The organism is Paenibacillus lautus (assembly GCF_050482385.1).
In the GTDB taxonomy this organism is placed as follows: Bacteria; Bacillota; Bacilli; order Paenibacillales; family Paenibacillaceae; genus Paenibacillus_AQ; species Paenibacillus_AQ lautus_B.
Genome location: NZ_JBCNHV010000042.1, coordinates 1 through 11,376 on the forward strand (window position 1 = coordinate 1; position 11,376 = coordinate 11,376).

The following is an 11,376-nucleotide window of genomic DNA, read 5'->3' on the forward strand; positions in this document are numbered from 1 at the left end:
AACTTTTGGGGGTCACTTCAAATCAGCGGCTTCTAATGTTACTATGTTTTTGTCGCCCGACAAGACATCTCATCAAAAACTACTGCCCTAGTTGAATAACACTGCTCGTTAACTAAGATCATTCCCACCCAGCACGCTTTAGTATGTCTCTTACAAAATCGCTTTTTGCATTTGTATAACCGGAACGGTCACCTATAAATTGTTCAACAAGCTTTAGTTTCAACTGACTGTATCTTTTTGCGTCTACCGGATGATTTCTCAAGTAGTCTCGAAAAAGAAGATGACGCTTATACTCAGCATTGTCAACAGTACATAAATAAAGGTGATGCCAATCTACATCCTTTGGCGGAATAAAAGCTTCTCTCCCTGGAATCCCTAGATCTCCTTCATGAATATAGCCAAGATTGGCAAGTCTTTCAACAGCAACTAGAACATCAGACTTTGTAGGAACTACCACATCCATATCAACAATTGGTTTTGCTGCTATTCCTGGGATCGCCGTGCTTCCAACATGCTCTATAGTGACCTCAAGATCACTTAATACTGGGAAAACAAAATCCCTTAACTCTTCAAATTTTTTAACCCAATTAGGATTGTATTCAACAACGATTATTTTGGTGCCCATCAAACATCCTCCTAATCTATAATAACTACCTCTTCTATGATTATCAGAATCATTGATGGCGTTAAATCTTTATGAAAATGGAACATTGCCAGCCCGTCAAACTATTCCATGCTATTTTCAACTAACCTTTCTCGTTAGTTGAATGGCAGGGCTGTCAGAATATTGCCCGCTTCGCGAACCATTGATTCAAATCGACAGACCCTTGTACTCCTAACAAACGGTAGAAGTAGCGGTACACCTTGCGATATTTAGATAAATCGGGGGGATCCAGGATTGTCGAATAACCATTAAGGAAAGAAGCTGCAGATATCTCATCCAGCACATACTCTAGTCCGACAAAATCAAATTCACGTGGGCCTATCGCATAGGCTTCAACATCGACGACCGCTGACAGCATCCCGTCTCGAATTAAGAACTGTGACGGATCCAGATCAATAAACACAGGACAGAAGTGATCCGGTACTGGAAGAGTAAAAAGCTCACTGATAATAGCATCGACCTGCATCTTGATATTGCTATCATTCTTATAGTCGCGCTCGACAAGCTGCCGAATGGTTTGGGACATACGAACATGGAAGGATTCTTTTCGATCAATTTGGCCGGAGGAAAGGTTTCCGAAGTAATCGTAACGATTTAAATGCACTTGGGCTAGCCAGACACCTAACTGATGAAGGAGCGCATCAGATTGCCCGATGAATGACCGAAGTGCCTTGCCATTCATTTTCTCGATAACGAGATATTCCTTGTTTTCAATAACCGCACGCGCATGCACCCGAGGTGCTGGAATTCCCAAAACGGCATCGAGCATGGTAACGTTTGCTTCGAAATGTCGCATTCGTCTAGGATCGATCCCAAATAGATCGAGACACCCCCACCAAAACTCACGGGTCGGTGCCTCGGACCATCTGGACGAACGCACGACACGCTCCTCCCGAGCTGTTTTGACCAACCATACATCGCTGGCATGCCCGGAATAACCAGGATCAAGATATGTGATCCGTTCGATCGGTTCGTGAAAGAGTTGCTGGAGCTTAGACTCGATAGCCATGGATGGAACTCTCCTCGTTAAAGTATTTATTCCTTCATTCTTTGTACCCACTTATATTCCGTAGCAATTAATGTATTCTACAAATTTCCACTTTAACCTGCCGGTTAGTTCAATGCTCAGAATGTATGTTATTTAGCTTCTAACAGACGGTTCATAATTGATTTGGAATGATGGTTTTGTTTCTCGTATGTTAGATTACAGCAACTCCTTACACTATTTATATCCATTGATGTTAAACTTAATATGCCATTTTAAGGCAACAGAAACCCGCGATTGGGTACTTAACTCTGAATAAAAGCATTGACCATCTCGAAACTCTGGATCTGGTTCATAAACGATGCCTGTTAGAAGTTGAAGTCCCTCACACCTGGCACCAAACGTCGATACTTGCTGTTGCACAGCATCATCGAGCAGACCAGATATAAGTGGTTTTATAAACGACAGGTCTCCAATCACAGATGCTAATTTGATGGCACAGTACCGAATGTTAATATCTTGATCTTTAAATAGTTCGATCACTTTACTTGAAAATTCCCCCCACATATCTTCTCTATTATGTAGGACAAATAGTGCTGCCATTCTAACATAGCTGTTTAAATCATTTAGCATGACTTCCATTATGTTATATGTAATCTCTGACGAAGCAGCTAATTTAATCAGTGTGGCAGCACGGACTCTAGGAAATGGGGAGTTGATCAATAATTTCTTCAGTTCGTCCGTCGTTTTACAACAACTTAATTCGTTACCCTGAGAGAGTACACTTGAAATTAAGCGTCTTTCATCCAGTACAGCTGTATCATTGTTATCTTGATTATGAGCTTTGGTAAATGACTTGGCGGGATACGTAGTAGCTGCTTTAACATCGACTAGCCCGGCGACCGCGCCATGCCACTCATCTTTATAAACCGCCGTCATTTTCATTGCTAATTCAACCTGACTTGCTGTCCATTCGGGATTTGCTTGCCAAATACACGCTGCACAACCTAAGACAATTGGAGCAGCATATGAGGTTCCTTCTGTTCTAGCGTATCCATAAGGAAGCTTATCGAATGGAGCAGTATAGTGATTCTCGTACTCATCAGTGGACTGAAATGGCAATGGAAGAACTACATTTTCAGCTGGGGCCAAGATTTCAGGTATTCGTTTTCCTTCAAAAGTAATGCCTCGGCAGCCGTGGTAGGGAATAATCGCATCTTGATTTTGAGGTACGATTACACCGCCAACCGACAAAACAGACGGTGAAGACGCTGGCCCGCTACATGTCAGCTCTTTTGTATTCCCCGAAGCGACAACAACAAGTAGTCCTTCCGTGGCCAGTTTTTCACAATAAACCCTTATAGGATCTGCCTGCCAAGGAAGAAGCCCCGTATCCCTCGTATAAGCCCGCGTTAAAACAACTCCGCGAATACCGTATCTCCGAAAGTTCTTTAGAAGCCAGCTTAAAGCTATGACAAACTTATCTTCTAATTCCTTAACAGTACGAAAAGCCCCTGTCTCCAGCAAATATAGATCAGCTTCAGGTGCAGCACCGGTATAGTATCCCGATGCTAGCGATCCAGAGCCAGCGGCGGCAGCGGCGGTCATTAGTCCATGATTCCTTCTCCAAGGAGCTTCACTTCTTTGAAATAATTGTGGTTTTATATCTGCTTCTGAAGTCTTCACAAGGTAAACGTGACGTTGATTGTTTGTTGTTATATCTGGATGAGGTGGAAAATATCCATCAACTACTGCGATAGCAATGTTTTCTCCTGTAAGGTGCGATGGGACATCGAGAAAATCTCTTATGGATGGCCATTCCATGTTCTTAGCTCCCTTCTTCAAACAAAAAAGCCGCATAAAATGCGACTATCAAAGTCATCATGTTCTTGTCTTTCGATATATGTCATCCTAGAGAAATCCCCCTTAGTTTTACACGACTTTCTCAACCGGCTTCATGAATTGTGGAGGCGTAACACTTATCATCTAATTTTATTACTTTCCTCCAACATGAAACACACCAATAACAGTTTCACCATCAACATCAAACAGCGGAATATCACGACCATCAGGTGATCTACTGTTCTGTATTGCAATGGCTTCCTCTGGGGATTTTGGTAGCTCGCCGTCTAAGTCTTTTTTTAGCACATATCCTGCAGTGCCATCCACACCTGTAGCACTAATTAATTCAGGTTCCGTTTCTGGAGAAGTAGCATCTGAGCTAGAACCGTATGTCTGTCCGTTTTTATTTTTAGGATAGTTTATATTCTTAGCGCTAATATGAAAAGAACCAATTATGGTTTTTCCATAAACATCATACAGCGGGACATCACCAGGTTCACCGAGATAATCTTTTTTCAGCAAATACCCATTAATGCCATTCACACTTCCTGCATGGACTAAGTCAGGTAGCAATTCAACGGAAGTGGCTTCATTAGCAGAACCGTATGTTTGTCCATATTCATTTTCAGGATAGTTAGGAGAATTTGTGTGACTTTGATTAGTCGTACTTTTATCATATGTGCTTTGGAATACCATTACACCTCCTACTACACAAACTATAAAAACCACACCAATCAATATTCTATTGCTTTTAGAATACATCCTTACATTTTCGCTCCTTTCTCACTCTTCACTCTGTAACCGTTCATCCCGTCCTTTTCACTTCATATAGTACACCAAATAATGGAAGTCGCGCAATTCTGCCCGTTAGTTTAATGAAAAAGCGCTGTCGGATTTTTAATTAGATATGTGCCAAGTCGGATAAAACAAAAAAGGCCGCTATAATAGCGACTTTCGTGTTCTTGTCCCCCGACAAATCTTGCTATATTTACTTTCTATTTCATCAAATTCTTCTCTTGTTATCCCCAACAAAATATTATCATAAAATTTTCCATCCATATAAATAATTCGTCTTCTTCGTCCTTCTTCAATGAATCCGAGATTTTTATGGAATTTAAGTGATGCTTCGTTTATTTCAACACAGCTGGAATTGCATTTTTGCATCCGTAACTCATAGAAGCCGTATCGCATAATAATTCTTGTTGCTTCTGATGCGTATCCATTGTTCCTATAACCTCTGTGCACTCCCAAGCCAAAACTAAACACTCCATTTTTGTGGTCTAATGAATTCAAGTTAATGAGTCCAACTAACTGATTATTTGATAGCTCCTCGATAGCAAACATTTTTCTGAAATTGTCTTTGAAATTATCATACTTATCCGACACTTCCGCAACGTCTATATCATTCTTAGGGAGTTCGATACCCCATTCCATTAGCCGAATTGCTTCACTATCGGTGCTCTCCAATTTCCATTGTTCCCAATCACTTCTTTGAGTTGCTCTTAGTCTAATCTTAGTACCTTGCCAAAAATAACTTGATTCAATGATTGTCATTAATTCGTTCCCCCAAGACATATTTTAAATAATGTAAAATACAATTTGATAACCGGTTACGTCAAGGTAAGCATACAATATTTCATCTCTAGTAAGCCCGCACCAAGTGTGAGCCCCGTTGACTAAGCAATATAAGTCACCAAGATGAGGACTCAAATATGCTAAAGACCAATCAATTGGCATAATGCCATTGTTTTGAATCAAAAGATTCTTTGCATGATAATCATGATGTATAATTGAAGTTGGTATCTTCTGATAGAGTCTTTCTAGATGAAGAGGTAATACTTTTTTGAGCTTCAATAAAACTTTGGATTCTGATAACTTGTCCGATTTTAACAGATCATCTAGTAGCACTAAAAAGTCTTCCTTTAAAACTAAGTAACTGTCAATGACCTTCTTAGGCACCAAACTTTCTAGGTTTGCTGTTGCTTTCACTCTTAGTATTGCTAATTCTCTTGATGCCTCAAGGAAATGAGGAGGTTGCGGTTGCTGTTCCAAATTTTTTTCGCCCGCATCCTCCATGACCATGACTCCGCTGTCATTCAGTTGAACAGACTCAAAAATCTCTGGAGCTTTGATTTGAAGTGGATGAACCAATTTTTGGTACACCTCTGTTTCTTTCGCCATCTCATGCCCGCCCCATTTAATGATTCGTGATTCACCTGTTGTGAGTCTTACTCTGTAGACTTCCGAAAGAGCCCATTTTCTTAATTTGAAAAACATGTAGGAATCATTCGATCTTTCCCTTCCACTCAAATCTTACAAAATAGCTCATGTCTACATCGAATTCTTAGCGACAGCTCCGCTCAGAGTTGAACTATAGTTTCCCTTTAGCTCAATGACTAAAGCGTCCGCCCATTAATTAATCTCAGCAGTTAATCTTACAGCATCGATTCGATTTCCTGCTGGATCGAAATGTATGAATCGCAAATATCCATCGGGGTCCGTGTGAAATTCAAGTTGTTCGTCAATGTTCGCGGTAACGCATTTTAGTGTATTCGTTTGTTGAGAAACCGGAATTAGCTCGTATTTAAACCAAGCCCCTTTATTTTTTTGCATGAACAGATAGAGCCTGTTATCCTCAAAAGTCACGACTACGGTGGATCTGGGGTCAATTCCGAAACGGTAGAATGTGTCGTAAAATAACCCGACTGCAAACCGTGGCGTATCGATAATAGTCAGTTGATCTAAAGCCTCGGTCAAATGATCTGCTTGCAATGGACCTATATTTCCGTCCGCAGTATTGTATATTCCCGCATACTTTTCAAGTGTATTTGGAGCTATGTCTAACGGCTGTATAGCTCCAGGCTGGGCGACCTCTTCTCCCATCACGATCTTGGCTAAACATTGGCTTATTATGTCTATGGGCGTGAGGTTGATATTGCTCAGCACGATAATAGCGATTTCCTCATCGATATAGCGATTGAACTCCACATAAAACCCATTCATCGTTCCGTTATGCCAGACACGCTTTCTCGGCTTATTATTTATGGATTGCTCCGTTACAACCCAGCCGTAACTCCCAACAAGTGAGGTCATGCTTCCGAATAATTGATCACGCACATGTTTTCCAATCAAATCATCCCTATATAACGCCCGATCCCACAGGTAAAGATCGTCGATCGTTGAGTACATCACACCTGCTCCCACATGTAGGCACATGTCGACATACTCGGTTGGAATGATTCCTTTGCATATGGAGTACCCTGACGCAAATTGTTTCAGGAGAGTTCTTCCGTCTTCACATCCTGTATTCACTAAATTTAATGGCTTGCAGATATGTTCCGATATATATCGTTCGTAAGATATCCCCGATGTCTTCTCAATAATGAAACCAAGCAAAATATAAGGCGAACTGGTGTAACTGAATCCTTCTCCTGGGAGAAACTGCAGTGGTTTATCCTTAAACGAACCAATGGTTTGTTCTATAGTAGCATACAGCCTCATCGTTTCTTTCCAATAATTTGGGAAACTAGGGTAATCAGGTATTCCTGAAGTGTTCGTCAATAAATGGTGGATCGTAATGATGTCGCCATTCGGATAATCTGGTATGTAAATTTTGATAGGATCATCAATGCGAAGTTTTCCCTGCTCTTGCAACTGCAACACCGCCATAGCGGTAAACCCTTTTGTAAGTGAGCCGATACGAAACTTGGTTTGTGGGGTATTGGGTACGTCGTGCTCAAAATTCGCCATACCATATCCCTTTCGCAACAATATCTTATTCCCTTCGGCTACCAAGACTACCCCGTTGAAATACTCCCGGTTCGCTAGCGCGTCCATGTAATCGTTTAATTTTGCTACTGTGCATGAAGCATTGCTGGTTCTCATTTACTCTCACCTTTGCTCTCGTATATAATCTGCAACTGCAGTTTCAGCTTGGCAATTCCCATGCCTTGTTTAGTGAGTACAAGCGAAGCAGCACGGCCAATTTTAAGCATAGTTTCACAATATCACAGGTATAGAAGTGCATATAGCGAGAAAATAATTATAATCAGATTTAACCCTTCCATTAAAGAAATCTGCCCGTTAGCTTAATAAACTAGAGCAGTGAAAGGTAGTTAAATGCTTATCTAATCGGTAATCGGACTAGGTCTTGTCCTTTACGGCATCGGTACAAGTTCTTGTTCTTAGCTCGGGGCAAGAACTTGTACCGATAAAACAAAAAAAGCCGCTAATAGCGACTTTCAAAGAGACCATGTTCTTGTCCACCGACATCCATCCATTCATTTAATACCTTAAACTTTCATAGAGTGAGTCCCTCCACTTTCTTATCTAAGCGAAGTATGTCTTCACGGTCACCGTAAAAACAGATTCTCAAATACTCTCCAAATACTCTCGAGCGACCTATTGAACTATGCATCCAGTTTTCTCTGTTTATTGTTTGGCCATTATAACTTGAATCAAAGCCATATGAATAATAATTAATTTTTTGGGGCAAATGCTTCGCCAATGTACGATACTGCCTGCCCGCACCATGAGATTTGCACACAATTAGAAGTGACTCGATAGCGTCGAAGTTAAATACTTCTTTAGCGAATAACACATTCTCTAAAGTGTTCCTTGAGCGATCTTCATACACGATTACATTTAAAGGAATACCTGCCGCGGTTAGTTTATTAACAATGACATGCGCTTCGGGTACATTTTTATCTACCCAATTCTCATGCTTAATTCCTGTAGGGCTGACTCCTCCTGTGACAATAATTATTCTGCCCAAGCCTCTATTATAAGCGTCAATCGTGGCTTCCCAATGCCCAGGATGAGTACCTCCGAAAACAAAAATAGCATCACAAGGTGATATTTCCTTAGATAAGAATACGATATCAGTTAATTCGTTTATCTGAACTTCAGTTAATTCAGGAACTACAGGATCTTTAGGAATTTGAGGTTGCATATAACACCCTCCCTCAATTCAAATAATTATTCTAATATATGCGTCGTACCTAATTAAGTACTGACAATTTACATATACCTGCCCAGCGCCTGATAGCTCAGAAAGATAGTTGCCTACATATGTCTTTATTATGTTTATCTCCTCTATCCTGCCCGTTAGCTTAATGAAATAGCTGCAGAATTCTAATTAGATATGTATCTAATCGGTAATCGGATCAAGTTCGTGTCCTTTTTCGGCAATCGGTACAAGTTCTTGTCCACCGACAACACAATAAATGATATGTATTTTCGATCATCAAATAATAAGTTCTAAAACCTCCCCGGATTGTTCAACGAAACAAAACAACCCCCAATCAAATCATTTGATTGGGGGTTGTTTTGAATATGGTGTTATCTGATGGATACGCCATCTAGGAAACACTAACATTTCTTTTACGTAATTTCTTAAATACCGAGTATTCCTTATTGGACTTAATAAAACTTAATATCTTTTCGGCACATTCTGTTGGATTCATCTCTTCCGTTTTTACTTCGAGGTCATATTCATCAAAGCAATATACTTTGCTAAACTGTGAAGCTGCTAGTCCAATCTGTCTATCTCCTCTTGTTTGCTCTCTTCTTATGAGTTCTTCTTTCGAGCATATTACACCTATAAATAACGTAGGCTGATCGAAAAATTGATCAAGAAACTCATTAAACCTCTTGTCATTGTCGATTACGGTATCTACTATTACATTAAAACCCATTTCTGATAACAATTTAATTGTCGAATGGTACACTGAGAATATGGAATCATCAAGTATTTGTGAGACAACTTGATGATCTATTTCTCTTGTAGGTTCATCTGGAAATTTATTATTAATAAAATCATTGTAATTATTAAAAAAATCATCAATTGATAAATGATAAAAAGGAATCTCTTTCTGATTTATCAGTTCAGTCGATATAGAGGTCTTTCCGGAACTTGAAGTTCCATTTAGAAAAACTAATATCCCTTGCTTCAATTTAATCATCCCTTCAAAAAATAATCATTTCGTATCTTTCAGATAACGTTATATTCACAAAGTTCATAAAATTATCCAACTCATAAAATATTCGAGAAACGATTTAACTATCCTGCCAGTTAGTTCAACGAGCTGCCGAAGAAGCACGGCTACCTCACTTTTTCTCCCCTTATATCGTTTCTTGTACCGTTTCTTCCGTTAATTTAACAAAGACAGTCCGATCACGTTGGTCGGCTGTCTTCTTGTTTTTATTGTGCTATATTTCTCCGTTAGCTTAGAAATATTGTGATTGCTACTCTGCCTTAGAAGGCAGCTTTAAAACATATTCTTCGACTTCCTCAGCACGTGCATTGGAATACCCCTTGTCTTCACCACAAATCTTAAACCCGCATTTTTCCAATACTCGAATAGAAGCTGTATTATCTTTCACTGCACGAGCAAATAAGGGACGAATGTTTACATAGTCAAGAAGTTGAGAAAGTGATCTAGTTGCAACACCTCTTCCCCAATACTCACGTCCGATCCAATAGCTGACTTCTGGTTCACCGAACTGTTCAAAACTCGAAACATGCCCCGCCACTTGGCTGTTAAAGAGTACGGTCTTTTTTATAATCCGATATTTTCACCTCACTAAGTGGTGTTTTCCGAATCCTGACTTTTAATAAATTCAATATCAATGCTCAACTATCCTACCCGTAAGCTTAATGAACTAGAGCAGTGAAAGGTAATTAAATGCTTATCTAATCGGTAATCGGGTCATGTTCTTGTCCCCCGACAGCTGTTAATCATTGTCCGGCTTTTTGGTTCATAAAAATATCAGTTATTTTTTGTGAGCCTTAATGTTCCCTCTTTCAAGGCAATCGTATCAGAACTTGCATTTATTATGTAAAAGTAATATTTCCCTGATTCCTCAATAGTTAAATTGTAATTCCCCTTTAATTGATCGAAATTTTGCGATGGATTTAGAACACCGTTTTTAACGTAACCAATTAACATATTTTGATTTTCGACCACCTCCGATTTATACTTTTCAAATACATATTCTACAGAGTCACCGGCTTTTAGTTCCCACCCCCTTCCATTAGTATCTGTTAAGACGCTTATTGAACCATTTACAGTAATGATCTCAGGGGAAATATATACTCCGTTTTTTTCTTTTGTTTCTAACTCAAATATTGAGGAAGGCATAAAATTTCCTTCCATTATCTTTGTGATAATCCGGTTCTCAGGAAGACTATTTGGTGTTCTATTCTTTAATTCTTCTGGTGAGTACTCGACTCCATTAGAATCAATATATACCCCGTTTCGATATATCATATAATCGCCACTTCCTTCTTTTCCAATCAAATGGCGATTATAATCAGTTATTAACTCTGTTTGTTTTATTTCTTTAGGAATACAAGCAGTAATTGTTGATAAACCAACAACGATTATACCGATAAACAAACTTTTTCGGATTTTTTTAGAGTTATTACTATTAAACATCATTAATATGAATCACCTTTCGTTTAGACGTAATTACCAAACCAACAACAGATTTACTTTTTCAGGTGTTCTTACGGTGAGAATAAGATATAGTTGTTCGGGTATTTCTTATTTCAAAATAGATCAATATCTTGATCTATAAAAAATCATAACACCACGCGAAAGGAAAATCAGCCAAATGATGTAATATATTGTGGATCTTCTGTATAGAGAAGACGACGAGCAAGAAAACTCCTCCCTGCCCCATTTTTCACTCCAATTGTTTTCTGGTGTTATATATATTCCAATTACAAGCAAATTGATGGAGTATGATGTTGTGGCCGCAACCAATTTCGGGACGGAGAAAAAAACGTTCATGAAAGAAGCAGGAAGCCCGCCGCTCTTTGCAAGCGGCGGGCTTCCTGCTCTTCTAAAACACGCGTTTCCGGTTGTCGCTGCCAGAGCGC

General features: G+C 39.5%; 10 protein-coding genes and 1 pseudogene. All 11 read right to left on the minus strand.

Translation table 11 applies throughout. The annotated features are described in order from the left end of the window. Nucleotides 1-118: 118 nt before the first annotated feature. Nucleotides 119-625 (minus strand): GrpB family protein, encoded by a 507-nt coding sequence (locus ABEW73_RS33465; protein ID WP_430173844.1) that lies wholly within the window; start codon nucleotides 623-625, stop codon nucleotides 119-121. A gap of 154 nt (nucleotides 626-779) precedes the next feature. Then, entirely contained in the window at nucleotides 780-1,673 is an 894-nt protein-coding gene (locus ABEW73_RS33470; protein WP_430173845.1) for a phosphotransferase, read from the minus strand. A 213-nt stretch (nucleotides 1,674-1,886) separates the two neighbouring features. Continuing rightward, nucleotides 1,887-3,473 (minus strand): S8 family serine peptidase, encoded by a 1,587-nt coding sequence (locus ABEW73_RS33475; RefSeq protein WP_430173846.1) that lies wholly within the window; start codon nucleotides 3,471-3,473, stop codon nucleotides 1,887-1,889. A 171-nt stretch (nucleotides 3,474-3,644) separates the two neighbouring features. Then, a complete protein-coding gene (locus tag ABEW73_RS33480; protein ID WP_430173847.1) occupies nucleotides 3,645-4,253 on the minus strand; it encodes a hypothetical protein in 609 nt (202 codons plus the stop codon). A gap of 177 nt (nucleotides 4,254-4,430) precedes the next feature. Then, nucleotides 4,431-5,045 (minus strand): GNAT family N-acetyltransferase, encoded by a 615-nt coding sequence (locus ABEW73_RS33485; RefSeq protein WP_430173848.1) that lies wholly within the window; start codon nucleotides 5,043-5,045, stop codon nucleotides 4,431-4,433. Between the two features lie 24 nt (nucleotides 5,046-5,069). Beyond that, a complete protein-coding gene (locus ABEW73_RS33490; RefSeq protein WP_430173850.1) occupies nucleotides 5,070-5,672 on the minus strand; it encodes a phosphotransferase in 603 nt (200 codons plus the stop codon). Between the two features lie 231 nt (nucleotides 5,673-5,903). Beyond that, nucleotides 5,904-7,376 (minus strand): serine hydrolase domain-containing protein, encoded by a 1,473-nt coding sequence (locus ABEW73_RS33495; RefSeq protein ID WP_430173851.1) that lies wholly within the window; start codon nucleotides 7,374-7,376, stop codon nucleotides 5,904-5,906. 415 nt (nucleotides 7,377-7,791) lie between these two features. After that, nucleotides 7,792-8,442, minus strand: coding sequence for a YdcF family protein (locus tag ABEW73_RS33500; protein WP_430173852.1), 651 nt, complete (start codon nucleotides 8,440-8,442; stop codon nucleotides 7,792-7,794). 409 nt (nucleotides 8,443-8,851) lie between these two features. Beyond that, nucleotides 8,852-9,445 (minus strand): chloramphenicol phosphotransferase CPT family protein, encoded by a 594-nt coding sequence (locus tag ABEW73_RS33505; protein ID WP_430173887.1) that lies wholly within the window; start codon nucleotides 9,443-9,445, stop codon nucleotides 8,852-8,854. A gap of 292 nt (nucleotides 9,446-9,737) precedes the next feature. Then, nucleotides 9,738-10,049: pseudogene (locus ABEW73_RS33510) on the minus strand (GNAT family N-acetyltransferase); the annotation flags it as partial. Nucleotides 10,050-10,261: 212 nt separating this feature from the next. Further along, on the minus strand, nucleotides 10,262-10,933 hold the full coding sequence (locus ABEW73_RS33515) for a hypothetical protein (RefSeq protein ID WP_430173888.1): 672 nt from the start codon (nucleotides 10,931-10,933) through the stop codon (nucleotides 10,262-10,264). Nucleotides 10,934-11,376 lie beyond the last annotated feature (443 nt).